Below are 26,547 nucleotides of genomic sequence, written 5' to 3'. Positions count from 1 at the left end.
TCAAACAAATGGAGGCATATCATGAAGATTAAACGCATGCCTATAAAAGACCCTGATAATGTCAACTGGCTTGTTGTCATTTATCTATTCATCATAACATCGCTTGGCTCATTAGCTAGCTATTGTTATCACGTTCTTAATGGTGACCAATTTAATATTTGGGTTTTAATTGCTCAAATATTCATTTCAATATTTGCTGGCGCGCTAGTTGTGTTAGCCGCTAGTTATTTCAATTGGGCTTTTGAGTTTGCCGGCGGGATTGCTGGTTTAGCTGGTTGGTCAGGTGCAACATTAATCAAAGCACTTGAGGAACGATTAATAAAAAAAGCCAAAGGAGATGAACAATGAAGCTAACAAGGCTAAAAACTAATTTAAATGGAACATTTGGTAAGATTCAATTGCCGTCAGGCAAAGTTCTGTCAACTTTAGAACTACAATGGAAAGATAATCAACGCCAAATTTCATGCATTCCCGCCGCTACATATCAATGTGATATAGTTAATTCGCCAAAGTTCGGACGAGTATATCAAGTTAAAGATGTACCGAATCGCTCTCATATTTTAATTCATGCCGGTAATTGGACTAAAGATACATCGGGTTGCATTCTGGTTGGAATGAGTAATAACGATTCTCAATTATTTGAAAGTAGAAAGGCGTTAACTTTATTAATGAATGAGCTTGACGAACAATCATTTAAACTGGAAATAGTAGAAAACTATGATAGATAAAAAAATATTGTTTTCAGCCCTTCTTTGTGTGCTATTTCTATACACCACGATTGATCAGTGGTTGGATAAAAAAAACGCACAGAAAGAGGCTAGGATATTAACCGACAAAATATTACAGTTAGAGCAGAGTATAGAGAAAAATAATCAGTTGGTGACTAATAACGAGCAAGAAAAGGTTAAGCTCGAAAATCAATCACAAGAAAGACAGGAGCAAATGAATGAGCAACTCAAAGACAATGATTGTGCTAATCGGTTTGTGCCTATGCCTGTTTCTGCCAGCTTGTACAACCGAGCGAAAAATTTACGTGAGTCAACCGATACCAGCCAATCTATTAAGTGATTGCCTTCCACAGTTACCACCTAAATCAATGACATTTGGTGAGAGCCTTAAATATAACGAGCATTTATTAAATGTCATTGAAAAATGTAATAGTGACAAACACGCAATAAAAGATATTATTAAATGAACCTCCTAAAATGATTTGTTATAATTTAAAGACATTGTAATAAAAATAAAATGGAATTGTAATGTTAAAAAAAATAACTGCATTATTAACGGGGTTGGCTTTGTTTGGATGTTCACCTTCAGGTGAAAATGTTACAGAAGATATGTTAATTGGTTCATGGATATGTCAACACCAAAGATTATACAATATAGAAAAAACAGCCACTGATGATAGAAATTCTGAAATAAATGATATCCAGATAAAATATGAAAAACAAAAAAATAATTCAATGACAGAGCAATATTATAATTTACCACCCAAAAAATTTTTATTCGAACGCTATAAAAAAATACATCGCAATTTTGATGAAAATATTGAGTTCGATCGGACATTGGAATATCAATATGTATCAGACGATGAGTTTAAACATGTTGAAACTTATAGTTCGAGGTATAGATCTACAAAAAAACCTAGCGAGTTAAATGTTTATACAACAACATGTGTTAGGCAAAAAAATTAATAAATTATCAACATTATTGATCAAACCGCTTAACTGCGGTTTTTTTGTGCTTAAAATTTATTAAAAAAATCTTCATTTGGTGCAAAAACGCACCGCCACCTATTTTACAATCAACGTCATTCACACTGGCAATTAAAAAAAGAGTCTTTTAGGAATGAGTTTTAGAGGGTACCAGATGGTTATCATGGTTTACCTCTCTTGGACTGGTTCCCTGTGTGACTAAAACTCATTTCTAACGGAGAACACCATGAATATTATTAAATTCGATTTTAACGAAATGGTTACTTTACAAGGTAATCAAGTAATGACGAATCTTTAAAGGTAGCCAAGTATTTTGGTAAACGACATTCAGATGTTCTTAGAGCAATAAGAAAACTAGATTGTTCAAGTGAGTTTACAGAGCGCAATTTTGCGTTTTGTAGTGAAATCAATGTTTTAGGTAATTTTTGCTTTTCCCTATAATAAAATTATAATGCTCAGAAGAATATACTCGGCGCAATTTTGCGCCTTTTGATTATTATTAATAAATTGTTTTTGTGGGTGTTAAATGGATAAGACGAATAGTATAGCTATTTGGGCGGTTATTCTCGCGGTTTATATATTTATAGTTTTTAGGAAAAGAATATTAAATATTTTTGAAAAACTTTCCCAACCTAAGAGTGAACTTGAACGTTGGTATAAGGAAGAACTAAAACGTCAATCAAAAGCCAAAGCAGAATACTATTATCAAAAATTTAGTAAATTAAAAGATAAGCATAGTCATAAAAATATAATTAGATTTAGAAGCACAACAGAAGCATTTTTATTTGCGTGTGAGAATTCTGCTCCTTTGGAAATAAATCAGCCATTGGTTGGTATAGTACGAGATATATCCACTAGCAGGTACATGTTCGATATTACAAAATTTGCACCTGTTTATGAAATTGAAATAGCGTTAAATACGGGACCTTTTAAAACCACTGTACGCTCCCCTGTCATTGATTATCATTTAGAAGTAGGATCTTTAGTTCTCTGGATTCCTATGGGTTTGCAAAATACAGAATGCCCATCTGGAGTTTTACAATCAGAAATATACCCGATTTTATCCCTCCAAACCGGTTGGAAATTAAAAAAAGCATTTATATAAATACCATTCAAAATATTTAAACCGCTTCGGCGGTTTTTTTATTTCCGTAACTTAAAGTTACACTTTTTAAAACAATACAGTTTCTATGATAAACGTATATAACAACCCCCGTTGGCGTAAAGCTAGGCGAACATACCTACAGCGCAAGCCGTTTTGTGTTATGTGTTTAAAGCAGGGTAGATATGAACCCGCAACCGCAGTAGACCACATTATTCCGCACAAGTTAGAGCAAGCATTAATATCCAAAGACCCAGTAAGAATTAAACAGGCGCAAAAATTGTTTTGGGATTCATCAAACTATCAAGGACTGTGTAACACTCACCACTCAAGCACCAAGCAGAGAATAGAGAACATAGGCACAGAGATAGGATGCGATGTTAATGGTATGCCGTTTGGTGGACATTGGATTAATAATAAATTATCTAGGTAAGGGGAGGGGGTGGTAAATTTCTAGAACTTTTTGTCTTCCAAACCGCTCGTCCCCTTTCATTTTAACGCTAACCCGATTTTTTTACTTTTTTTAGGAACATATATGGCCGCAAAGAAAAGAACACGTTCTGATAGCACTGCGGCAGCTATCAAAGCTATGGACAATGCCGTAAAAAACACTATTGAACCACCAGCCTACGCAGGATTATCAACTAAAGCTCGTCCTTTTTGGGATTCCAATATTAAATCAAAAGCTCTTGATTCGTGGACTGATTCGGACCTTATCGAGTGCGCCGATTTATCAAATAATCAGCTAAGAATACTTGAATTAAGAAAAGAGCTAGCCAGCGAAAATGAAAAAGTTGGTGAAGAACGTAATCCGAACGAGATTAAGCGCATTGATAAACAAATAACCGATCTGGGTAGGTTAGTCGCAGCACAAAAAAGAAACCTACAAATACATTCTCACGCCACAAATGGCGAATCGAGAGATCAGCAAAACCGCAACAAAAATGAGCAAAACGCAAGAGCTTACATGGATAAACATGACGGGCTAGGATTGCTTGCTACGCCATTACATTAAGGTAATTTTATGACACGAGGTGAAAAGGTAATTGCTTTTATTGAGCACTATTGCCGAGTGCCTGACGGTGAGCATCTTGGCGAACCGATGCAATTAGCTGATTTCCAAAAACGGTTTATTTTAGATATTTATGATAACCCTAACAGGACTTATTCAGCATATCTCAGTATTGCAAGAAAGAACGGTAAAACAGGTTTAATTGCTGGGTTATTGTTAGCACATTTAGTTGGTCCTGAAGCTGTTCAAAATTCGCAGATCGTCAGCGGTGCAATGAGCCGAGATCAAGCATCAATTGTGTTTGAATTGGCGGTTAAAATCGTTAACTTAAACCCTGAACTGCAAAAAATAGTTAGAATCGTACCAAGTGGCAAAAGGCTTTATGGTTTGCTTTGCAATGTTGAATATAAAGCATTGGCTGCTGATGGTAAAACCGCGCATGGGTTATCGCCTATTCTTGCTATTCTGGATGAAGTTGGACAAATAGTTGGACCAAGAAGTGATTTTGTTGACGCAATCACTACTTCACAGGGCGCGCATAAAGAACCTTTACTTATTGCGATTAGTACCCAAGCTGCAAATGATGCTGATTTATTCAGTGTATGGCTTGATGATGCTAAAAGTTCTAACGATCCGCATATCATTTCACATGTTTATGCTGCTGAAAAAGATGCTGACGTGCTTGATGAAAAAGCGTGGTATGCGGCTAATCCTGCACTTGGATTATTCCGTTCCTACGATGATTTAAAGCGGTTAGCTAATGCGGCAAACCGTATGCCAATTGAAGAAAATAAATTCCGAAATCTCAATCTAAATCAGCGAGTATCGGTTGTTAGTCCATTTGTATCTCGCAACGTGTGGGAATCATGCTCAGCTAAACCAACATCAGAAGATGTTATCAGCTTTGCAGGACTTGATTTATCCCAAAAGAACGACTTAACCGCATTCGTTGTTATATCAAAAACGAGCGATGGGTACTGGAATGTTCACCCTTATTTTTGGGCGACAGAGGTTGGCATACATGATCGTTCAAAAAGAGACAGAGTGCCTTACGATGTATGGGCAAAACAGGGTTACCTAAGGACAACGCCACGCGCATCTATTGATTATGAATACCTGGTTAAAGAGTTGGACGAAATCATCCAAGAATACAATATCTCGGCCATTGCTTTTGACCGATATCACATTGACTTTTTAATCAAAGAATTTGAGCGAATTAATGCTAATCCGCCTTTAGTCAAATTTGGGCAGGGTTTCAAGGACATGTCACCAGCTTTATCTATTTTAGAAGACGAACTTTTAAATGGAACTATTCGTCATGGCAATCACCCAATACTGACCATGTGCGCCGCTAATGCTGTGGTAACAAGAGATGAAGCTGACAATAGGAAATTTGATAAACACAAAGCTACTGGTCGCATTGATGGTATGCAGGCTTTGGCGATGGCTTTTGGCGTGACAAATAAAGAGGATGAATCAGAAAGCTCTTTATCAGAACACATCTTAAACGTAGGAATACGGTCATTATAATGAATATATTTAACTTATTTAAACGTAAAGAAAAATCTATTACTACCGCTCAAGAGTTATCTGATTATGTAGGTTTTTCGCTAGATACCTATGCAGGTCGTAGGGTTAGTCCGGCTCTTGCTATGCAGTTAACTGCTGTATTTGGCTGCGTTCGTGTATTAACTGAATCTGTCGGAATGTTGCCATGTTTCTTATATCAAGCAACAGATAGCGGGCGCAAAAAAGCACCCAAAGAAAAACTGTACTCACTTTTATATGTTGCGCCAAATAACTACATGACCCCACAAGAGTTTTGGGAGTACCTGATCGGCTGTCTGTGTTTACGTGGTAACTTTTACGCATATAAAGTCAAAGTATTCGGTGAAGTTGTTGAGTTACTCCCTCTTTTGCCCGGTAGTGTGCAGCCGAAATTAAATGATAAATGGGAGCCTGTTTATCAAGTAACTTTCCCTGATGGCTCTTGTGATGTGCTTTCTCAAGATGAAATTTGGCACGTGCGCACATTTTCAATGGATTCATTGGTTGGCTTAAGCCCGATTAGTTATGCAAGGCACGCTATAGGGCTTGGTTTAGCCACTGAAGAACACGGATCGCGACTATTTAGTAATGGCGCAGTTTCAAGCGGTGTATTACAAACCGATCAGGTATTAACTGATGAAGCATACAAGCGACTAAAAGAAAACTTTCAAGAACAGCATCAAGGGCTAGAAAATGCACACAAACCCATGATATTAGAAATGGGTCTTAAGTGGAATAACATCAGTATGTCTGCCGAAGATGCCCAGTTTTTAGAAACCAGAAAATTTCAACTTGAGGAAATTTGCCGAATATTTCGCGTGCCGATGCATATGGTCCAAAACACCGACAGGGCCACATTCAATAATATTGAAAATCTCGGTATGGGGTTTGTTAATTACTCATTAGTGCCCTATCTAACACGAATTGAGCAACGCATCAACATTGGACTCGTTAGTAAAGAAAAACGAGGTCAATTTTATGCCAAGTTTAACGTCGGGGCGTTATTGCGCGGTGACATGAAATCTCGCTACGACTCATACGCAACAGGTATCAACTGGGGCATTTTATCACCGAACGAGTGCCGTGATTTAGAAGAGCGCAATCCTCGTGATGGCGGCGATATCTATCTAACCCCAATGAACATGACTACTAAACCACAGGATAACAACAAAGATGCTAAATAAAAAACGACTTGATATGCCTTTTGAGATTAAATCGGTGAGCGATTCAGGTGCATTTACAGGCTACGGCTCAGTATTTGGCGTGAAAGATAGCTATTCAGATATCGTAATTAAAGGCGCATTTACTAAATCGCTTAACATGTGGAAAGAGAAAGGGCGTTTGCCTGTACTTCTATGGCAACACAAGATGGATGAACCTATCGGCTATTACACAAAAATGGTTGAGGACGATAACGGGTTGTATCTTGAGGGGCAATTATTAATTGATGATGATCCGCTCGCTAAACGTGCCCATGCTCACATGAAAGCTAAATCATTATCTGGGTTATCAATCGGATATATTTTAAATGATTATGATTACGACAAAGAAAAATCTGCATTCATTTTGAAAGAGATTGATCTCTGGGAGGTGTCTGTTGTCACTTTCCCAGCAAACGATGAAGCGAGAATTGATAACGTAAAAAGTATTTTTGAAAGTGGTGACATACCGCCACCGAAAGAAATTGAAAGAGTGCTGCGCGACGTTGGACTCTCCAGAACTCAGGCAAAAGCGTTTATGTCTGAGGGATATTCTTCACTAAAACAGCGAGATGCTAGTAATAGCGAGGAAAACGCATTAAATATTTTAAAATCAATTTTTAACTAGGAGATTATATATTATGGCAGTTGATAATAAAGATGTTGAACTAGTCGCGCAGGAACTTAAACAACAGTTTGAAGAGTTTAAGACTAAAAATGATCAGCGATTAGAAGCAATCACACAAGAAAAAGGGAAGCTAGCTGAGCAAGTCGAGACGCTAAACAGCAAGTTATCAGAATTAGATAGTACTAAAGCCGCGTTAGAAAACGAGCTTGCCGAGTTTAAACGCCCAGCAGGTGGAAATAAACAAGCCTCAGCACATAAAGAAGCATTTGCGCGATTCATCCGCAAGGGTGACGACCAAGGTTTAGCAGAGTTAGAACAAAAAGCAATGCAAACAGGTATTGATGCTGACGGTGGCTATGCCGTTCCTGAAGAATTAAACACTGACATTTTATCCGCCTTACGTGATGAAGTCGTGATGCGCCAGGAATGTAATGTCATTACAGTTGGTACCCCAGATTGGAAAAAACTAGTCAATAAAGGCGGTATTTCTAGTGGTTGGGTAGATGAAACCGATCCGCGACCTGAAACTGGCACACCTCAACTTGGTGTAATTACTCCTGTTTGGGGTGAAATTTACGGTAACCCGTACGCCACCCAAACTATGCTTGATGATGCATTTTTCAATGTAGAGTCATTTATCACAGACGAGTTAACGCAAGAGTTTGCTGAACGTGAAGAAGAGGCGTTCACTCTTGGTGATGGTAATAAAAAACCAAAAGGCTTTTTAGCTTATGCAACCGATGCAAAAGATGATAAAGCTCGCGATTGGGGTAAATTGCAAAATATCACATCAGGTGCAGTAAAAATAATATCTGCAGATGATATTGTGAGTCTTACTTATACCTTACGCAAAGTCTATCGTAATGGTGCTAAATTCATGATGAACAATCAATCATTGTTAGCAGTTCGTTTATTAAAAGATGATAAAGGCAATTACATCTGGCAACCAGGATTGCAAGTTGGTCAACCGTCATTACTGTCTGGTTTTGCTGTTGCTGAAAATGAGCAAATGCCAGATATCGGTGATACATCTGGTAAGGCCCCAATTGCATTTGGTAACTTTAAACGTGGTTTTTATATCTTTGACCGTATTGGTATTCGCATGTTACGTGATCCGTATACTAAGAAACCATTTGTCGGGTTCTATACGACTAAACGCGTTGGCTCAATGTTAAATGATAGTAACGCAATTAAGTTGCTTACAATCAAAAAAGGTAGCTAATAATATGCCCTTTATTCAATAAAGGGCTTTTTTTTGAGGTAATTATGGCAGATCAATCTTATACATTTCCCACCTTAGAAGAAATAAAAAAACAATGTCGTATTGATAATGATGATGAAGATAATCTGTTGAATATCTATCTTAAAGCAGCTATCAGTAGAGCGCAAAATTATACAAATCGCATATTTTATGAAGATAAAATCCCAGAAGGCGCTCAGTCTTCGGCAATGTTGGTTGAACCAGATGTAAAAATAGCGATTTTATTAGCTGTGGGATATTGGTACCAACAACGAGAAGATGTTGCTAACGAACAGTTATATTCCATTCCTCTTGGGTTCAATACATTATTAAAATCTTATAGGTATATTCCGATATGATCCATGCGGCAGGAAAGCGAAATCAAAAAATATTAATTCGCCGAAGATTTGATATTCCAGTTGGTTTTAGTGAGGTTGATGCTGAATATTCAAAAGGTATTTACAAGTGGGCTAAAGTTACGCAACCCACCTCATCAACTTATTTTTATTCAATTCAGACGGAGAATGTAATCACCCATTACTTTGAAATAATTGCAAGCAACCGAGAACCTATATCTATTGATTATGAAGTTGTTTGGAATGGGCATGTTTATAAAATCAAGCGATGCAGATGGTTAGATCATCCCAAGAAATATTTACTGTTGGAATGTGAGGAGATTGGTAGCAATGAGTAATCCGGATTATAACGTTCACGTCGATTTTACGTTAGTTGAATCTGCTGAACTTAACCGTAAAAAATTGCGTAAAACGTTTGTCAAAATTGGTAAGAAAATTCAAGCAACATCACGTGCTTTAGTTAGTAAAAAACAAGTTTCTAAAAATGGCGATTATCCTGGTTTTCGAAGCGGAAAGTTAAGTCGATCTATTGGGTATAAAGTACCAAGACCTACATCACGGAGACCAGGATTAATGGTTCTTGTTATGCCAAATGTTAAAGGTGGAAACAATATGGAAAAGCTAATGGGTCCGTATTATCCAGCGTTCCTATTTTATGGTGTCCGCCGTAACGCAAAACGAGGTAAAAGTCATAAAAAAGGGGCATCAGGTGGAACACCATGGCGGATTGCTCCACGGGGGAACTTCATGATTGATGCATTAAATAAAGAATCGTCGTGGAGTAAATACACGTTAGCTAAAGAGCTCGTTAACTCAATGAAGCAGGTCAAACAATGAAACTATCAAATATCGTTAAAACTTTACGCCAATCAAGTCCAAGTTTTGAAGGTCGTATTGGCGGCGCTGCTGAATTTTCAGCTATTAAAGATGCCACATTTTTGAAATTACCAGCAGCTTACGTTGTACCACTTGACGACAGAGCAGAGGATAACAAATCACAAACGGATTATTGGCAAGATGTGACAGAGGGGTTTGGTGTCATTGTTGTATTAAAGCCATTAGACGAACGAGGCCAACATGAGGCCTATGATATTGTCGAAGATATTAAAGTCGAGCTTTGGCGTGCTTTACTTGGGCTAGAAGTTTCTCCGTCCCATCATCCAATTCAATATGATGGTGGTGACTTACTTGATTTAGATCGCGGCAGAATTTTTTATCAATTTAATTTTAGTGCGGTGCGTGAAGTAGGATTTGAAGATACTCGTCAATATTTCGATTTGAACCCAACAGAAAACTATAACCCATTAAATATAGGTAAATTCGACACGATGTCAGGAACTTTAAAAGATACTGATTCATCAGTAACCGTTAATTTTGAACACAATAATATCTACGAGGGTAACAATGATAATTAAACCAGTGAATGGCAAACAGGTATATGACCCTGATAATGGGGATTATTTACCGATTGAAGGCCGTAATATTGAGTTTAACCAATACTGGGCTAGACGATTGACAAATAATGATGTTGAAGAAGTCACAAACATCAAAGTAAAACAGGAAAAGAAAGGTACAAAAAATGACGATTAGTTTTAATAATATTCCGAGCAATATTAGGGTGCCATTGTTTTATGCTGAGGTAGATTCATCTGCAGCTAATACAATTCAAGATACTGGAGCATCATTAATCATTGCTCATCCTCTAATTGATAGCCAAATTGAACGCAATAAGTTAATTATTATGCCATCATCAGATCAGGCTAAAAAGTTAGCCGGTCGAGGTAGTCAATTAGCAAGAATGGTTGATGCCTATCGCAATATCGATAATTTCGGAGAGCTTTATGTAATTGCTGTGGATGAACCAACAGCAGGAGCAAATGCAACTGGTACAATACAAATACTTGGTACAGCGGAAGAAACAGGAACATTAAGTCTTTATATTGGTAACATTAAAATTCAATCACGCGTGACCATTTCTGATACAGCCGAAAATATAGCAAATGCGTTAAATAGTGCAATCAATGCTAACCAAGATTTACCAGTCACGGCAACAGTTACAGACAGTACAGTAAAACTTACTGCAAAAAATAAAGGGCTAAATGGTAATGATATCCCGCTATGTATTAACTATTACGGCTCGATTGGTGGTGAAGAAACGCCGGACGGATTAAAAATTACTATAACTCAAATGAGTGGTGGAACTGGTACCCCAGATTTAACGCCAGTTATTGCTTCAATGGGTGATAAATTACTCGATTTTATCGCATTTCCTTATTGCGATGTTGCTTCGTTATCAGCAATCAACGCTGAGATGGGTGATACTAAAGGTCGTTGGAGCTATATTCGCCAATTATATGGACATGTTTATACAGCCCAAAAAGGAGAATTATCCGAGCTTGTCGAATTTGGTGATAAATTAAATTACCAACATATTACTGTTGCTGGCTATGAATCAACAATTCAAACTGGAATTGATGAATTAATTGCAATGCGAACTGCTCGTAATGCTGTATTTATTTGTAATGACCCAGCGCGACCAACGCAAACAGGGTTGTTAAATGGTGCATTGCCTGCATCTGATAGCAACCAGTTTACACTAACTGAACAGCAATCATTATTAAGTCACGGTATTGCAACTGCTTATGTATCAAGCGGAAAATTGCTTATTCAACGTGATATTAGTACATATCAACGCAACAGCTATGGGATTGCAGATAATAGTTATTTGGATAGTGAAACACTGCACACGCTTGCATATGTATTGCGTAAATTACGCAGCGTAATCACAACAAAATACCCACGGCATAAACTGGCAAATGACGGTACAAGATTTGGCGCAGGGCAAGCGATTATTACGCCAGCAGTTGCTAAAGCTGAAATCAACGCGACTTATCGTCAACTTGAATTAATGGGATTAGTTGAAAACTTTGATTTATTCAAAAAGAACTTAATCGTTGAACGAAATGTCAACGATCCTAACCGACTAGATGTGTTATTCCCACCAGATTTAGTTAATCAATTACGCGTATTTGCTGTGCTTGCACAGTTTAGATTGCAATATCCAGAGGAGACAAACTAATGGTAAAACGTATTGCTGGAACAACTTATATTAAAGTTGATTCTGAACAGCTTTCATTAACTGGTGGTATTGAAGTCCCGATGAATACAAATGTTAAAGAAAGTATTATCGGGCTTGACGGAAGTGTCCACTACAAAGAAACATACAGATCACCTTATATTAAAGGCACTTTTAAAATACCTGCAGACTTTCCAGTCGAAAAGTTAAAATCAAGTGATTCCATGACAATCACCGCAGAACTAGCTAACGGTAAAGTTTATGTACTATCCAACGCATGGATTGAAGGTGAAGTGAATCACAATGCAGAAGAGGGTACAGCAGAAATTGAATTCCACGGTGAAGAAGGATTTTATCAATAATGAAAGAAATTAAACTATCACAGCCGATTATGGCACACGGCAACGAATTGCATGTGCTTGAACTTAAAGAACCAACAGTTAAAGACATCAAAAAGCTAGGCTTTCCATTTGATAGCAATATGATTGGCGACCCGAAAAAAGTCGCAGATTACATTGTTGCGCTTGGTAATGTTACGCCTAGTTCGGTTGAACAACTGACCCCGTATGATTTTCTGATGATCACCAGTGAAATTATGATGTTCTTCGGCCCAAAGGAGAAAGAGACAATTCCAACGGAGGAGGAACAAGCGACAACAGCGGAATAATCACAATCGAATATCTTGTAAACCTTTGTTTTGATCTTGCCAAGTACTGGCAACTCTCCCCCTTTTACATCATAGAAGAACGTTCACTATCAGAAGTATTTGAATTAGTCGAACAAGCAAACCGCATAGAAAATAGTAGGGAATCATAATGGCAGGCTTTAATTTAAAAGCTGTAGTGACGTGTGTTGATAAACTGTCGCCGCAATTAAATACAATGAAAGGCAAACTTGAAAAGTTTCAAAAAACCATGAATAAATCGGGGTTTGGTAAACTTGGATTGAAAGATGCCGTTACCGGACTTGCTATTTCTGCGCCGTTTGTAAAAGGTGTAAAAGATGCAATGGCGTATGAAGAAGTCATGGCTGATATTAGAAAAGTTGTTGACTTCGACACACCGGAGCAATTTAAGCAAATGGGGAAAGATATTCGTGAAATGTCGCTGCATTTGCCTATGGCGGCAAAAGACATTGCGTCTATTGTAGCAGCTGGTGGACAGGCAAACATTCCGAAAGATGATTTGCTACGGTTTGCAGAAGATGCTACAAAAATGGGTATTGCATTTGATACTACCGCAGAAGAGGCTGGTAGCACAATGGCCACATGGCGAACAGCACTAAAAATGACACAAACTGAGGTTGTCGAACTATCTGATAAGATTAATTTATTGGGTAATACACAAAATGCAACAGCCAGGGATATTTCAAATGTTGTTTCTCGAATAGGTCCACTAGCTAGTATTTCAGGTGTTAGTGCTGATAAGTTGGCAGCGCTGAGTTCTACAACGATGGCAACAGGTACAAATGCTGATCAGGCAGCAACAGGTATTAAAAACTTTATGCTAACACTTACAGCAGGTAAAGCCGCAACAGCAAAACAGCAGAAGGCATTACAGCAACTGGGATTTACATCAACTCAAATAGCTAAAGGAATGCAAAAAGATGCAGAAGGGACGATTATGAAAGTGCTGGAATCTCTAGGACAGGTGTCTAAGGATCGGCAGTCTGCAGCTTTAACTGTTTTATTCGGTAAAGAAAGCGTTGCTGCTATATCGCCGTTACTCAACAATCTAGAATTATTAAAAACAAATTTCAACCGAGTTAGTGATGCATCACAGTATGCTGGTTCAATGCAGAAAGAGTACGAATCTAGATCTAACACTACAGCAAACAAATTACAACTTTTTAATAACGCATTAACTGATGTCAGTTTATCTATTGGGGATGCATTATTGCCGGTATTTACAGAATTACTGGACGAGCTACAGCCATTAATTGTCGAATTCGGCCATTTTATCCAAGAAAACCCAGAACTAGTAAAAATGGTGGCTATGTCGGTTGCTGGTTTAATAGGATTAAGGGTTGCTTGTGCAGGTGTAAATATTATTGTTGGTACACTTTCGACAAGTATTACTGTCTTTAATGGAATATTGAAAGGTGTCAAGCTTACAACAAAGGCCTTAGCAATCGCTCAGTTGGGTTTATCAAAAGCATTTAAAATTGCAAAGTTAAGTGTTATTGGGTTTAACACTGCGTTAAAAGCAAACCCAATAGGCCTTGTAATGACAGGAATAGCATTAGCGGCAGGTTTGATTATTGAATACTGGGATGAAATAGTTCAGTTTTTCCAATGGTTTTGGGGAGTCATTAAGCCTTACGTTATGCCGATCATTAATTTTTTTATTGAAGGGTTCAAAGTGGGGGCTACTTTAATTGCAAATGCATGGGGTGTTGTTAGTCAATTTTTTAGGAATCTCTGGGAATTTATCAAACCATTTGTTATGCCAATTATCGATTTTTTTATTGAAGGGTTCAAAGTGGGTGGTAAGAAAATTGCAGAAGCATGGGAAACAGTCAGTAAGTTTTTTTGTGGTTTATGGGGAACTATAAAACCATTTATTATGCCAATTCTGGATGTCTTCATTGAGCCGTTTAAGGTGGCTGGTGACGCGATCCCAAAAGCATGGGATAAAGTGAAAAAGTTTTTTAGCGGGTTGTGGGATAGTGTTAAATCAGGTATACAACCGTTAATCGATGCATGGAATTGGTTATTTGGTAGCAGTGAAAAAAATATCAAAATAAATGTTGATACAACTCAGTTACAAAAACGAGTAGACAAAACAATGTCACAATATCCGTATTATTCAAGTCCTGCAATGCAGTATCCATACTATTCGACACCTCACATACCAGATAACTCCTTTTCAAAGGGCAAACCACTGAATAGTGAATTAGTCGTTAAATTTGAGAATATACCTCATGGCACTACTGTTAAAAAAACTAAGGAGTCAGAAGGGTTCAATACGAAAGTTGATGTTGGATGGGGTCCATATTCTAAAGCGGGGGCAAATTAATGAGTTGGTTAAGTGATTTATTACCAGCCAGTTTCCGAGGTGTACCATTCCAAGTGAGTGGTACGTCATCTGAATTTGGGCGACGCAATCAAACACACGAATACCCGTTTAGAGATGTACCATATACAGAAGATGTTGGACGTTTAGCGCGAAAAAATAAAATTGATGCGTTTCTAATTGGTGATGATCACAAAGAACAAGCGGAAAAACTTGCAGACGCGATTGAACAAGAGGGAGCTGGAACGTTAATACATCCATTCCTTGGTGAACTTAATGTTAATATTGCCGGGACAGTAACGATTAGCGATTCAGTTGATAAAAGAAGAATGAGTGTTGTATCGTTTTCTTTTGTTGAAGCTGGTGAATTAATATTCCCTGATTCATCTGTAGCCACTGACGATGTAGTTAATGAAAATGCAGATAATGTAGATCATGAGTTGTTAGACGCATTTGAAGACTTTGACCTTATCGATGCACCTGATTTTATTCAAGAGAATATTCTTGATAATACAATGACTATATTAAATGGTATAGCTGATACATTTAATACAATTACTCCATACGTTAGAGAAGCTGTAAAAATAATGAATGGTGATTTATCACCGATACTTGGTGCCGGTGGTTCATCAATAGTTAATTCAATTAAAAATGTATGGAAAAGCGCGACAAGATTTACTAACTCCGTAAAAGGTCTTATATCTAGGGCTAAGGTGTTTACTGGCACATCATTTGTGAAAAATTTGTCACCTGTTGGAGTATGGCCAACGGATAGTCGGTCAACAGCACAAACTAAAAAAAACCAAAATATAATTAATACTGCAATGCGTGTTACAGCATTAACTGAAGCATCACGAACAATTGCATCATTACCGAAGCAAACTAAAAATGATGTACTAAAAAGAGTGTCATCGTTTCCGCCAGTAGGCCTTAGTCCTGTTGTAGGTTCAGTTATAAGTAGTGTGGATAAAAGCGCAAATTTATATGACGTAATTGAAAATTCTTCATCACAACAGTCAATAATAAATAGAACTAATAACGCCAATACTACAACGACCGTAAACAATGAAAATACGGTAAAAAATAATACAATTTCTTTTGATGATTTGCTCGAAATCAAAGATGCTATTAATACCTCATTTGATATTGAATTATCACGAACACAAAATGATAAATTATATGTAGCATTAGTTAAATTAAAAGCTGCAGTTAATCAAGATATCAATGAACGATTAATCAAAATAGAGAAAACAATTGTTTACATCCCAGACGATGTATTACCAGATCTGGTGTTATCTCATTATCTCTATAACAACTCTAAACGTTTTGACGATATATCAACGCGCAATAATATTTTACATCCTGGTTTTGTTCCTGTTCGAGAATTACGAGTGCCTAAATCATGAATAATGTTTTTTTAAAAGTTAACCATACGTATTTCGGCGGTTGGACTGACATTAGTATCTCGGCAGGTATTGAACGGCTTGCAAGAGATTTTAATGTCACTATCACACGTCAATGGCCATCATCTGGTGATGATTCAGAAACCAAAATAACAGTTAAAAACGGCGACCTTGTTGAGGTTTTTATTGATGATGATGTTGTTTTAACCGGATATATTGAAGCGTTACCGATTAGATATGATGCGAGTTCTATATCGATGGGAATAGTTGGTCGGAGCAAAACGGCTGATTGTGTTGATTGCAGTGCAGTGCCGAAACAATATAGCGGAAGTTCTACAATACAAGTGATCCAAGATTTAGTTACGCCATTTAAACTAAACGTCATTAACCAAGGTGGTGATGCAGGTTCTCTTAGTATTCAAGCGGATCAAGGCGACACAGTTTTTGATGTCATTAGTAAAATAATGGGCATGCAACAAATAGTTGTATTTGATGATGAGAAAGGACAAGTGGTTATTGGTGATATCGGTTCAGATGAAGCGAAAACGGCATTAGTATTAGGTAAAAATATCTTATCTGCTGATACTGAAAAAAGCATCAAGGATAGATATTCGGATTATTTTGTTTCAGGCCAAAGTGTTGGTGATGATGAAAACTTTGGACAGGCAACACTCGCATCAGTTCGAGCATCAATTAAGGATGACAGCATTCTACGTTATAGGCCACTTATTATTAAGCAATCCGGTGATTCAAATAATGGTACTTGCCAAGAGCGTTGCGAAATGGAAAAGACGTTAAGAGCAGGTAAAACCAGAGAAGTTACATATACGGTTCAAGGCTGGAAGCAAGGGGACGGAACGTTATGGAAACCTAATCAAATGGTTGTCGTTGATGATCCCCTACTTGGTTATGATAATGAAAAACTGGTTATTGCTGAAGTTAAATACAGTTTAAGCATTCGTGGAACGTTATGCGAGTTAAAAGTTGGACCAGTTGAAGCCTATTTGCCAGACAGGAAGAAAACCAAGAAGAAAAAAGGGAAAAAATCTAACACTGGCGAGGTATTCTAATGCGTAAAGTTTTAAATAAAATAATGAACATTGTATCTAGGGGCTATATCACATTTAGTGATAGCGCAAGTAAATGCCAAACATTGCAAATCAAAATGTCTGGCGGAGAGCTAAAAAGCGATGTAGAGCATATAGAGCAATACGGCTTTACTTCACGTCCGCTGGACGGAGCAGAGGCGGTAGCGCTATTTTTAGATGGTGATAAATCACATGGAGTAATTTTAACAGCTGGGGATCGTCGTTATCGAATTAAGTCATTAAAGCATGGTGAAGTTGCTATCTATACCGATGAGGGAGATTACATTACATTTAATCGTAATAATGAAATTAATGTAAAAACTAAAAAATTCATCATTAATGCTGATGATACAATAGAACTAAATACTAAAAATTTAGTTGTTAAAGCATCATCAGGTACAAATTTTGATACACCGTTATTAAAATCAACCGGTGAAATTGAGGATAAAACCAGCACCATATCTAATATCAGAACTACATATAACGGTCACACGCATAACGAAACAAATTCAATAACACAAACCCCAAACCAAAAAATGAGTTAGTTTGTATAGACATTTATTTCAAACGGAACGAACTGTGCCTTTATTCTGTCATTAAAATAAGTCATCTCAAAAGGTGCGTCTTTTGCTAGTTCCCACAAGTGACCAGCTTGTTTTAATGCATCTTCCTTAGAAGCTAATTTTGGTTGTAACATTCTCATTACAGCATATGTTGAACATAGCATACCTTGACGAGATTGTTCATTTTTTGCATTTGTAGATGATGTTATTTGAATATTGGTTAGCTTATTTTTTTCATCAATTTTTAATATAACAGCAAAGGTTATGTTTTCTTGTTTAAATTCTTGATAACCATTTGCACCATCATTGAATAATCGCATTTCATCTACTTTAATTGTTGAACATTGAGGAATAGTTTTGAAATATTGCTTTACTCCGTTATTGAATTGTTTTGCAGTCAACGACAATGCTTTCTGTTCTGCACTTACAATGCTTACAAATAAAACTAATGCCAAAATAGATAGTTTTTTCATTTTTATTCCTTAAGTGAGTTAACATGTTTATAACGGTTAATAATAAACAAACAACAGCATCATCACAAATAAAACCTCTTCATAGAGCCTTAATAATTTCACTATTCACGTGGCGCCGAAAAAATGACAGTGATGATTCAGAGCACCCTTATGGTTTTTGGGGTGATTCATATCCAAGCGCTGCAAACGACAAAATAGGGTCACGATTGTATTTACTGACCCGTTCTAAATTAACAAATCAGACAGCCAATTTTGCAAAGATTTACATCAAAGAAGCGGTGCAATGGATGATCGACGATGGACTTGCATCGCGTATAGATATTTCAGTACAACGAACTGATTTAACTGTTTTAACTGCTAGCATCAATATTTATAAAAAAGATGGTAGCAACGAAGAATTCAGGTTTAACAACCTTTGGAGTGAAATTAATGGATAGTGGATTTTCAAGACCAACTTTACCCGATTTAATCACAACTATTCGCAATGATTTATACGCGCGTTTAGCCGTTGATGATGAATTAATTTCATTGCGTCGAAATGATCCTGAAGTCTACGGACGAGTTATCGCAGGGGCGACGCATGTATTATTGGGCTACATTGAAAACATGGCCAAAAACATTTTACCCGACCAAGCTGATGAAGACTGGTTAATCAGGCACGGTAATATGAAGCGTTGCTATCGTAAAGAGGCAACAGCAGCAACTGGTTATATTCGATTTGATAAAGTACCAGACGGTATCGTTATCACTAAAGATCAAAAGATCAGGCGTCAAGTTGATCAGTGTATGTACACAATTACACAAACAACAGCATCTGCAAATAATGTTTTAAGAGTACCTGTAGTGTGTGATGAGGTAGGCAAAAAAGGTAACTGTGATGATGGAATAAGCATGTCACTGATAACACCAATTACAGGATTATCATCAACATGCTTTTCCGATTCTATCGAAGCCGGTGCTGATGTCGAAGATTTAGAAGCATTTAGAAAGCGCATTATAGACAGGTGGTATTACACTCCTCAAAGCGGAGCAGACCAGGATTACGTGCAATGGGCGAAAGAAGTGCCGGGAGTTACAAGAGTTTGGTGCTATCGTCATTGGGCAGGAACTGGTAGCGTTGGTTTGCTGGTCGCTAATAATGATCCAGTTAACCCAGTTTTAGACAATACAACAATTCAAAATATTAAAAAGCATATTGAACCATTAGCACCTGTCGCCGGTTCGATGTTGGTTGTGTTTTCACCGATACCTAAGCCTATTAATTTTAAACTAATGGTAACACCAGATAACCCTGAAATTCGATATCAAATTGGATTAGAGCTGAAATCATTTTTATTGAGAGAAGGCGCCCCACAAACAACATTATTCAAATCACGAATTAGTGAGGTTATAAGTAAATCTTTTGGCGAATATTCTCATGAATTATTTTATCCAGATAGAGATATTTTCATTGAGAAAAATCAGGTGGCTGTTTTTGGGGGTATTGAATGGATATAGAAAAACAATACCAAAGCATGGTTGGCAATTTATTGCCTTACGGTCCAGCGTGGAACAAAACAGAGCCTATACTGTTAACACTAGCATTAACATTATCAAAAACGCATCTCCGTGTAGATGATTTAATGCGAGAGATAGACCCACGCACAACAACCGAACTTATTGACAGATATGAGCAAATTTGCGGATTACCAGATAGTTGCTATTCAGAACAATTTCAGACGTTAACTACTCGCAGAAATCGACTAGATTCTAAATTGAATCTGACTGGCGGAATAAATAAAGATTTTTATCTACAAATATTAGCTATCAATGGTTATCCAGATGCAACTATCACTAACTATAACAATAATGTTTTTACGTGTGAATCATCATGCGACGACTATTTGTATGATGAAGAATGGCGTTATTACTGGATTATTAACATCCCACATAATTATCAAATAACAGAAATGACGTGCGAAGATCACTGTGATTCATACTTGAGAACATGGGGTGATAAACAAATTGAATGCATAATTAAAAAGTTATGCGCGTCACATACTTATGTAATTTTTAAATACGGAGTAAGCAATGCATAGAATTGACACACCAACAGCGCAGAAAGATAAATTTGGGCAGGGGAAAAACGGCTTCACTCGAGGAAATCCTCAAACCGGTACACTAGCAACAAAAATTGATTATTTGTATTGTGATGCAGTGCAAGAAGAAATCGCCAATGTTATAGAATCGGCAGGCTTTTCTTTAAATAAAGAGAAGCATGATCAACTTAATCACGCGATCCAACAGTATGTAAAAACTGTTAATGATAAAATCGATGATATCAAAAAAATCTATCAATATGACGTCGCCGAAACGCGGTTTTACTCTCCAAATAAAAAAATGCATTTTGTTTTTAGAAATGATGGCATTATTGGTGTTTACAGTAGAGAACTCAGTGAGAACGGCAGTTTTTTATGGTATATCAACCACGATGGCATAATTAACGGGAAAATAGCTGCTAGTAATGTAATGGGGTTAAACGATATGATCCCTGCGGCAATTAAACTCAGTTCAGAAACAAACAGCACATCAGAAACAGACGCGGCAACGTCGTTAGCTGTTAAAACAGTCAACGACAAATTGGACAGATCGTTAACTCAGTTCGTTAGTAAAACAGGTGACACAATTCAAAATTGTCTAATGGTATCGGCAGATCACCCATCACTACAATTACAAAATACCACAGGGCAAAATATGGCTCATCTGCTGTCAGATGAGGGAAATTTTGCATTGATATATAAAAATCGAGCAGGAACGTGGGAAAATAAATTGCTGTTTGATTGCGTTAAAAATGAATGGAGATTTGATAATGTTGGACGAGTTAAAATTAATCATTCCAATATAGTGTCAATGAGCGATTACCAAACAAATAATGGGTTTAGAAAATCTCCAGACGGATATATTCATCAATGGGGTGAAATAGTGATTGCACCAACACGAGATCAGGTCAATTTTACGGTAGTTTTTCCAGTTGCGTTTAATGAGCGGTGTGATTTTTTTCAGGCGGTTTATAGAAATGACGCATGTTTTATAACAGAAATACAACGAACGCAAACATTTTTTAGGGGGTGTTTGTTTGAGAGGTTGGTTGGTGACGGAATTATAGGCGGTAATTTAGTGTGGATGGCGTGGGGGAAATAAAATGATTTTCTATAATGCACAAACTAATGGTTTTTATATTTCAGAATTTAATGATATTCCAGCTGACGCAGTCGAAATTACTAACGAATGCTATGCTCAATTACTGCAAAAACAATCTGCAGGGCTAGTTATACAGCCAGACAAAAACGGCCATCCAGTAGCTATTGAGTACGTACTAACGGCTGATGAAATTATTGCATCGAATAAATTAGAGCAACAACAGTTAATAAATGCAGCTAATAAAAAAATATCTATTTTACAGGACGTTATAGATTTGGGTATGATCGAATCAAACGAGGCAGAGCAGCTAAAACAGTGGAAGACGTACCGTATTTTACTCACTCGGGTTGATACATCAGTTATTAATGTTACATTCCCAGAAAAGCCCGAATAATACTATCAATTTTCAATTTCACATACTCTACCGCATCATCTAACATCACAAAATCAGCAATATCATATAGCGTTTTCTGTGTTTGATAGAATACATAATTGTGATCGTCGTCACTATTGATGATATAGCACTCGCCTGATAATTCGATTTCGTAATCGTCAGGCGTCATTCTGATATAGATTGGTATTGTGTAGTTTATTGTGATCATGTTAGAGGTAATTAGTTTTTTATTCATCATAAACTAATATTTTGTGATGTGAAATTTGAAGTGGATTTTTGGGAAGTGGGTCGCAAAAAGTGTTAGAATTTGTAAGAATTAAAATCAATAACTTATTGATATTTAAAAAAGAAAAAATGAATAAAAAATACTGTATATTCCAAGTGTTTTTTGTAATTATATGATTTATAATAAGATTAGTTCGGATTCAAAATCCGCCGCCCTTAAAAGCGTGTCGGTTCGAGTCCGACCACTGGCACCAATTCAATATTCAGTAATATTCTTTAAAACCCTTTAAAATACATAAAATCTAGTAAAAGCAAGGCTTAAAGCCTGTTTTACTATTCTGTAAGCATCTGTAATGCACATTTACAATCAGATTTTTTAGTTATATGCTTAGTTATACGGATAACATCTAACTAAAAATCGTATAACTATGGCACGTATAACTACCCCATTAACAGACACTCAAATAAGAACAACCAAGCCACAGAATAAGGATTACTCTTTATCAGACGGCAACGGCTTATATCTTTTAGTTAAATCTAATGGCTCTAAGATATGGCGGTTTAACTATTATCGTCCTATAAATAAAATCCGCTCATTAATTAGCTTTGGTAGTTATCCCGAAGTTTCACTACAACAAGCGCGAAAACAACGTGACGAAGCACGCGAATTAATTAAGCAAGGCATAGATCCCCAAGAACATAAAGCGGAACAAGAACAACTTAAGCAAGAAGCAATCGGCAATACATTCTATTCCATGGCTGAACGGTGGTTTAAATTCAAAACAGAACAAGGATTAGAAGAAAAAACTTTAAAAAAGGCTTGGCGGTCATTAGAAATTCATGTTTTCCCTTATATAAAAAATATTCCCATAAATCAAGTAACAGCTATTAAAACTATTAATGCATTACAACCATTAAATAACAATAATAAATATGAGACAGTGAAGAGAGTTTGCAGGAGAATCAATGAAATAATGTATTATGCTGTCAATATGGGTATTATCGATAATAATCCTCTAGCTAAAATCACTGACGTATTTAACAGCCCAAAAGTAAAAAATCAACCAACCATTAATCCAACTGAATTACCGCAGTTTATGCAAACTCTTGCTATAGCTAGAATCGAATTGCGGACGCGTTGTGCTATTGAATGGCAATTATTAACCATGACACGTCCAAGTGAAGCAGTAGGAGCTAAATGGCAGGAAATTGATTTTGATAATTGCTTATGGATTATTCCTGCCGAAAAAATGAAAATGAGACGAGAGCATACTATCACGCTCAATAAGCAAGCTATGGCGATATTATCAATCATGAAGCCTATAAGTGGGCATAGAGAGCATATATTCCCAAGCATGAAACCACCATATACCGCGCCAATGAATAGCAGTACAGCAAATATGGCAATTAAGCGCATGGGTTACAAAGGCAAGTTAGTCGCACATGGATTAAGGGCTTTGGCAAGTACTATATTAAATGATCAAGGCTTTGACCCTAATATTATTGAAGCGGCACTTGCTCACGTCGATACTAATAGCGTAAGACGAGCCTATAACCGCGCTACCTATTTAGAACAACGGCGCATTATGCTTGATTGGTGGGGTGATTTTGTAGAGCAAGCAAGCCAAGGAAATGTCTCATTATCCGGTAACCGTAACTTAAAAATAGTCAATCAATAACTACACCGCGCTATAAATATCGTGCCTCATATTTGAGTTACGCTTTCAATTATTAATAAGATCCACTCCTCAAATGTGAGGGGTACTTTTTCAAATATCACCCTTTACATATGCCAGTTATTAAACTGTTTTTTTTATACTTACCCCCCCCCCATTATTCTAAACTTTTCATTAAAAGTGTTCACTGGTATTCACTCTTTCAAATTAATTAATATATATCAATGTATTATATGCTTATTATATATATTTTTTTGTGTTCACTAGTATTCACTAGTGTTCACTACTATTCACATTTAAATATAATCTTGATCCCGTAGTTATCAACTTGATTTATATAGATATTATTAAACACCATGAAATCACTACTGTTATTAATCAATAAGTTATATTTTAAGGCGATCTTAATATTACAAAGGACGATTAAATACTTATTAATATGGTGGTAATGAATAAATGAATTCTAAAAAAAATTATTTCAATTCGCGGTTTTGCACAAAAATGAGGGTGAGCGGTGTAGAAAGATTAGAGTTGTAGAAATTTACAACCCCCTCCTTACTTGGCTTGAAGAATTTTCGGACACGTTAGAAGCAATATAATTACTTTGATTGCATGGGGTGTTTTTACAAATAATACTTTTAATTAACATAACTACATCTAAACTGATTAGAATTATAATTTTGTCAGTTCATAAAATTAAGTCTGATGATTTGGTACGCACAAAGGTACGCACGGAAAACATACTTAATAAATGCGAACTAAATATTGCTTACATGGGGTTTGTTTTTCAAAACTACTATTCACAATAAAAATAGGTATCCACTCAGGTATCCAGTTAAAAGGCTTTAAAATAATGGATACTAATCGAAGCCATTGCTTAAGTAAATCATTCCTTGATTGCAAAGGTTTAAAGGTCAGTCATCTTCATAATGAAGACGACTCATTATTATACTCTCTTTCATGGGGTTGAATTTCAAAGCCCAATAAATGGCTATTCATTACCTTGCTGATAAGCGCGCTTGATGTTTTGAAGCAGCCCGACGGCTCAAATATTGATTGCTATTTTTTACAAATTTTCTCATTTAATTATCCTTAAGTATTGTTTTTTACTTTGTAATATTAACATAATTTATTCAATGTATATAAATACAGTGTTATAATGTAGCTAACTGTATATTAAAGTATTATTTGCGTCTAGGCTGATCCCCGAACATTCGCAACCCTAGCGAATTGGCGCAAATATCTATTAGGGGCGTGAGGGGCGTATGGTTGGTTTTGCAAAATTAGGGATATTTGAACAAGCAGCAAAATTCCCTGTCTTATCAATTAATGAATTGGCTTTAATTCTATGTTCTGTTGATCCTAATAAGAAAATCAAAGAGATTCCAGTAGATATCAAAGATGATTTTAATTCATATAAAAATCAGATAAAACGTTGCTTAAATAGGCATCCAGATAGATATAATTCATATATTGATAGTGACATTATGTATGCTTTAGCTTATCCTCTAATTGATAAAGATGAAACTCCCGAACCAATTAGAAAAAGGACGGAAGAAGCTGTTTATCGAATAACTAAAATATACCCCAAAGAATGGAAAAATATTTTGTTCTATTTGGGAGGGCAGGAATTACTGCAGACTGGTTATGATTTTTCTAAAAGCCAACGAGGGCAATATAAGAAAGATGAAGAGCAGATAAATATCTATAAAATGACAGGCATGTTATTAAAACTATTAGCCAAAAAACAAGGTAATGCTTATGGTACCGTCGATAATCCTAATATAGCTACAATAAAAAAAGAAATTAAGGACTTAGCAAAAACTCATAATTTGAGTTTAGATGGATTGTCCAAATCTTCATTTTATGAAAAAGCAAAAATAGCTCTTTCTTATACACTCGATTAGCACTTCAACTCAAATGACCAATTGACTTCTAATCCGTTGGTCTTTCTTTTCCATTATCATCTATTTTATTGAAAATAAACATATTTTATATATCTAGATTATCTTATTTATCTGTATTGTGTCTTAAATTATGCAAAAAGATATAAAAATATACAAAAGAATGATAATGAAAGACTCGTCATGCATCTAAGAAATCAGGATATATTCTAACATTATACATTTAATAGCTTGTTTTTATTGGTATTCTCACTGGGTTAATTATTGGCGGAATATGCATGGTTTTAACGGAATTAAAAGCGTTTTAAAGTAATTCCTATCTCAATGGAGTACTAAGTATTTATACAGTAATATAGTGTCAAATACTGATAAATTAAGGAGATAACTAATGACCAATCAAATTCTATCCAAAAAAGAAGTAAAAGCCTTACTTCACTTCAAAAGTGACACTAGTCTTTATACGCTAGAACGGAAAGACGAAACCTTTCCCCAGAAAATTAGAATAGGATTGCGCCGTGTTGGCTATCGAGCTGATGAGATTTATTCTTGGCTTGAATCTCGCAAAGTTGAACGTCGCGAGGCGGCATAATGATCTTACAAGCCAATTTAAACCATTTTAACGCCCTAGTAATAGGGCAATCTATCCAAACCCTAAATAATCGCTTAACAGTCCATTACGGTAAGATTAAGGCTATCCAGAGGTTGAAATCTTTCTTCTTGGTCAGCAATGAAGATTTTATTGATATCAATA

33 protein-coding genes and 1 pseudogene are annotated in these 26,547 nt (G+C 36.4%); 32 read left to right on the top strand and 2 right to left on the bottom strand.

The genetic code is table 11. The features are described from left to right. The first annotated feature begins 21 nt into the window (after positions 1 to 21). The 24 genes and pseudogenes from A9G11_RS07310 to A9G11_RS07200 all read left to right on the top strand — a co-directional run bounded on the left by A9G11_RS07310 (position 22) and on the right by A9G11_RS07200 (position 17,926). Positions 22 to 348: a phage holin family protein gene (locus A9G11_RS07310; protein WP_218056083.1), complete on the top strand. Its 327-nt coding sequence runs from the start codon at positions 22 to 24 to the stop codon at positions 346 to 348. After that, positions 345 to 728: a DUF5675 family protein gene (locus A9G11_RS07305; protein WP_065618923.1), complete on the top strand. Its 384-nt coding sequence runs from the start codon at positions 345 to 347 to the stop codon at positions 726 to 728. The genes A9G11_RS07310 and A9G11_RS07305 overlap by 4 nt, the downstream gene beginning before the upstream one ends. Then, entirely contained in the window at positions 718 to 1,068 is a 351-nt protein-coding gene (locus A9G11_RS07300) for a DUF2570 domain-containing protein (protein WP_065618921.1), read from the top strand. The genes A9G11_RS07305 and A9G11_RS07300 overlap by 11 nt, the downstream gene beginning before the upstream one ends. Continuing rightward, entirely contained in the window at positions 965 to 1,195 is a 231-nt protein-coding gene (gene lysC, locus A9G11_RS14790; RefSeq protein ID WP_442902980.1) for an Rz1-like lysis system protein LysC, read from the top strand. Before A9G11_RS07300 ends, lysC begins: the two co-directional genes overlap by 104 nt. A gap of 61 nt (positions 1,196 to 1,256) precedes the next feature. Then, positions 1,257 to 1,694 (top strand): hypothetical protein, encoded by a 438-nt coding sequence (locus A9G11_RS07295; protein WP_065618919.1) that lies wholly within the window; start codon positions 1,257 to 1,259, stop codon positions 1,692 to 1,694. A 363-nt stretch (positions 1,695 to 2,057) separates the two neighbouring features. Next, positions 2,058 to 2,156: pseudogene (locus A9G11_RS14730) on the top strand (hypothetical protein); the annotation flags it as partial. Between the two features lie 85 nt (positions 2,157 to 2,241). After that, on the top strand, positions 2,242 to 2,820 hold the full coding sequence (locus A9G11_RS07290; protein WP_065618917.1) for a hypothetical protein: 579 nt from the start codon (positions 2,242 to 2,244) through the stop codon (positions 2,818 to 2,820). A 532-nt stretch (positions 2,821 to 3,352) separates the two neighbouring features. Then, on the top strand, positions 3,353 to 3,832 hold the full coding sequence (locus A9G11_RS07280) for a terminase (protein ID WP_065618913.1): 480 nt from the start codon (positions 3,353 to 3,355) through the stop codon (positions 3,830 to 3,832). 9 nt (positions 3,833 to 3,841) lie between these two features. Further along, positions 3,842 to 5,359: a terminase large subunit gene (locus tag A9G11_RS07275; protein ID WP_065618911.1), complete on the top strand. Its 1,518-nt coding sequence runs from the start codon at positions 3,842 to 3,844 to the stop codon at positions 5,357 to 5,359. Continuing rightward, a complete protein-coding gene (locus tag A9G11_RS07270; protein ID WP_065618909.1) occupies positions 5,359 to 6,561 on the top strand; it encodes a phage portal protein in 1,203 nt (400 codons plus the stop codon). The genes A9G11_RS07275 and A9G11_RS07270 overlap by 1 nt, the downstream gene beginning before the upstream one ends. Continuing rightward, on the top strand, positions 6,551 to 7,204 hold the full coding sequence (locus tag A9G11_RS07265; protein ID WP_065618908.1) for an HK97 family phage prohead protease: 654 nt from the start codon (positions 6,551 to 6,553) through the stop codon (positions 7,202 to 7,204). The genes A9G11_RS07270 and A9G11_RS07265 overlap by 11 nt, the downstream gene beginning before the upstream one ends. Before the next feature lie 13 nt (positions 7,205 to 7,217). Beyond that, positions 7,218 to 8,426: a phage major capsid protein gene (locus A9G11_RS07260; RefSeq protein ID WP_065618906.1), complete on the top strand. Its 1,209-nt coding sequence runs from the start codon at positions 7,218 to 7,220 to the stop codon at positions 8,424 to 8,426. Positions 8,427 to 8,470: 44 nt separating this feature from the next. After that, on the top strand, positions 8,471 to 8,803 hold the full coding sequence (locus tag A9G11_RS07255; RefSeq protein ID WP_065618905.1) for a head-tail connector protein: 333 nt from the start codon (positions 8,471 to 8,473) through the stop codon (positions 8,801 to 8,803). Further along, positions 8,800 to 9,138 (top strand): phage head completion protein, encoded by a 339-nt coding sequence (locus tag A9G11_RS07250; protein WP_065618903.1) that lies wholly within the window; start codon positions 8,800 to 8,802, stop codon positions 9,136 to 9,138. The genes A9G11_RS07255 and A9G11_RS07250 overlap by 4 nt, the downstream gene beginning before the upstream one ends. Further along, complete coding sequence (locus A9G11_RS07245) at positions 9,131 to 9,637, top strand: hypothetical protein (RefSeq protein WP_065618901.1); 507 nt, start codon at positions 9,131 to 9,133, stop codon at positions 9,635 to 9,637. Before A9G11_RS07250 ends, A9G11_RS07245 begins: the two co-directional genes overlap by 8 nt. After that, entirely contained in the window at positions 9,634 to 10,215 is a 582-nt protein-coding gene (locus A9G11_RS07240; protein ID WP_065618899.1) for a phage tail terminator protein, read from the top strand. The genes A9G11_RS07245 and A9G11_RS07240 overlap by 4 nt, the downstream gene beginning before the upstream one ends. Continuing rightward, complete coding sequence (locus A9G11_RS07235; RefSeq protein WP_065618898.1) at positions 10,205 to 10,390, top strand: DUF2635 domain-containing protein; 186 nt, start codon at positions 10,205 to 10,207, stop codon at positions 10,388 to 10,390. Before A9G11_RS07240 ends, A9G11_RS07235 begins: the two co-directional genes overlap by 11 nt. Next, positions 10,380 to 11,879 (top strand): phage tail sheath subtilisin-like domain-containing protein, encoded by a 1,500-nt coding sequence (locus A9G11_RS07230; RefSeq protein ID WP_065618896.1) that lies wholly within the window; start codon positions 10,380 to 10,382, stop codon positions 11,877 to 11,879. Before A9G11_RS07235 ends, A9G11_RS07230 begins: the two co-directional genes overlap by 11 nt. After that, a complete protein-coding gene (locus A9G11_RS07225) occupies positions 11,879 to 12,238 on the top strand; it encodes a phage tail tube protein (protein ID WP_065618893.1) in 360 nt (119 codons plus the stop codon). Before A9G11_RS07230 ends, A9G11_RS07225 begins: the two co-directional genes overlap by 1 nt. Beyond that, positions 12,238 to 12,543 (top strand): phage tail assembly protein, encoded by a 306-nt coding sequence (locus A9G11_RS07220; protein WP_081298461.1) that lies wholly within the window; start codon positions 12,238 to 12,240, stop codon positions 12,541 to 12,543. The genes A9G11_RS07225 and A9G11_RS07220 overlap by 1 nt, the downstream gene beginning before the upstream one ends. Before the next feature lie 148 nt (positions 12,544 to 12,691). After that, entirely contained in the window at positions 12,692 to 14,893 is a 2,202-nt protein-coding gene (locus A9G11_RS07215) for a phage tail tape measure protein (RefSeq protein WP_065618889.1), read from the top strand. After that, the gene (locus A9G11_RS07210) at positions 14,893 to 16,296 is read left to right on the top strand and encodes a DNA circularization protein (RefSeq protein ID WP_065618887.1); all 1,404 of its coding nucleotides are present in this window, start codon (positions 14,893 to 14,895) and stop codon (positions 16,294 to 16,296) included. The genes A9G11_RS07215 and A9G11_RS07210 overlap by 1 nt, the downstream gene beginning before the upstream one ends. After that, entirely contained in the window at positions 16,293 to 17,363 is a 1,071-nt protein-coding gene (locus tag A9G11_RS07205) for a phage baseplate assembly protein (protein WP_065618885.1), read from the top strand. Before A9G11_RS07210 ends, A9G11_RS07205 begins: the two co-directional genes overlap by 4 nt. Further along, positions 17,363 to 17,926, top strand: coding sequence for a phage baseplate assembly protein V (locus A9G11_RS07200; protein WP_065618883.1), 564 nt, complete (start codon positions 17,363 to 17,365; stop codon positions 17,924 to 17,926). The genes A9G11_RS07205 and A9G11_RS07200 overlap by 1 nt, the downstream gene beginning before the upstream one ends. Here A9G11_RS07200 and A9G11_RS07195 read toward each other — a convergent pair. Continuing rightward, the gene (locus A9G11_RS07195; RefSeq protein WP_065618881.1) at positions 17,923 to 18,417 is read right to left on the bottom strand and encodes a hypothetical protein; all 495 of its coding nucleotides are present in this window, start codon (positions 18,415 to 18,417) and stop codon (positions 17,923 to 17,925) included. The genes A9G11_RS07200 and A9G11_RS07195 overlap by 4 nt on opposite strands. 23 nt (positions 18,418 to 18,440) lie before the next feature. Between A9G11_RS07195 and A9G11_RS07190 the strand changes: the two genes are divergently transcribed. From A9G11_RS07190 to A9G11_RS07170, 5 genes are read left to right on the top strand one after another with little or no spacing between them, the layout of a single operon-like run. Beyond that, on the top strand, positions 18,441 to 18,854 hold the full coding sequence (locus tag A9G11_RS07190; protein WP_065618879.1) for a phage GP46 family protein: 414 nt from the start codon (positions 18,441 to 18,443) through the stop codon (positions 18,852 to 18,854). After that, positions 18,847 to 19,914 (top strand): baseplate J/gp47 family protein, encoded by a 1,068-nt coding sequence (locus A9G11_RS07185; protein ID WP_218056081.1) that lies wholly within the window; start codon positions 18,847 to 18,849, stop codon positions 19,912 to 19,914. Before A9G11_RS07190 ends, A9G11_RS07185 begins: the two co-directional genes overlap by 8 nt. Next, entirely contained in the window at positions 19,905 to 20,495 is a 591-nt protein-coding gene (locus tag A9G11_RS07180) for a YmfQ family protein (RefSeq protein WP_065618874.1), read from the top strand. Before A9G11_RS07185 ends, A9G11_RS07180 begins: the two co-directional genes overlap by 10 nt. Next, a complete protein-coding gene (locus A9G11_RS07175) occupies positions 20,488 to 21,597 on the top strand; it encodes a phage tail protein (protein WP_065618872.1) in 1,110 nt (369 codons plus the stop codon). Before A9G11_RS07180 ends, A9G11_RS07175 begins: the two co-directional genes overlap by 8 nt. A 1-nt stretch (position 21,598) precedes the next feature. Beyond that, positions 21,599 to 21,991 carry a tail fiber assembly protein gene (locus A9G11_RS07170; RefSeq protein WP_065618870.1) on the top strand — a complete coding sequence of 131 codons (393 nt, stop codon included), beginning with the start codon at positions 21,599 to 21,601 and terminating at the stop codon, positions 21,989 to 21,991. Here A9G11_RS07170 and A9G11_RS14185 read toward each other — a convergent pair. Further along, positions 21,966 to 22,229: a hypothetical protein gene (locus A9G11_RS14185; protein ID WP_218056080.1), complete on the bottom strand. Its 264-nt coding sequence runs from the start codon at positions 22,227 to 22,229 to the stop codon at positions 21,966 to 21,968. The two genes, A9G11_RS07170 and A9G11_RS14185, sit on opposite strands and share 26 nt — an antisense overlap. Before the next feature lie 415 nt (positions 22,230 to 22,644). On the opposite strand from A9G11_RS14185, the gene A9G11_RS07165 reads away from it, so the two are divergent. The 3 genes from A9G11_RS07165 to A9G11_RS07155 all read left to right on the top strand — a co-directional run bounded on the left by A9G11_RS07165 (position 22,645) and on the right by A9G11_RS07155 (position 26,385). Next, positions 22,645 to 23,895 carry an integrase domain-containing protein gene (locus A9G11_RS07165; protein WP_065618868.1) on the top strand — a complete coding sequence of 417 codons (1,251 nt, stop codon included), beginning with the start codon at positions 22,645 to 22,647 and terminating at the stop codon, positions 23,893 to 23,895. Between the two features lie 1,262 nt (positions 23,896 to 25,157). Next, positions 25,158 to 25,799, top strand: a complete 642-nt coding sequence (locus tag A9G11_RS07160) for a hypothetical protein (protein ID WP_065618865.1) — start codon at positions 25,158 to 25,160, stop codon at positions 25,797 to 25,799. 385 nt (positions 25,800 to 26,184) lie between these two features. Continuing rightward, positions 26,185 to 26,385 carry a helix-turn-helix transcriptional regulator gene (locus A9G11_RS07155; protein ID WP_065618863.1) on the top strand — a complete coding sequence of 67 codons (201 nt, stop codon included), beginning with the start codon at positions 26,185 to 26,187 and terminating at the stop codon, positions 26,383 to 26,385. The last annotated feature ends 162 nt before the right edge of the window (positions 26,386 to 26,547 follow it).

This window comes from Gilliamella sp. wkB108 (assembly GCF_001690195.1).
Lineage (GTDB): Bacteria > Pseudomonadota > Gammaproteobacteria > Enterobacterales > Orbaceae > Gilliamella > Gilliamella apicola_L.
The sequence above is the reverse complement of the archived record's forward strand: the minus strand, read 5'-3'. Positions and strand labels throughout refer to the sequence as shown.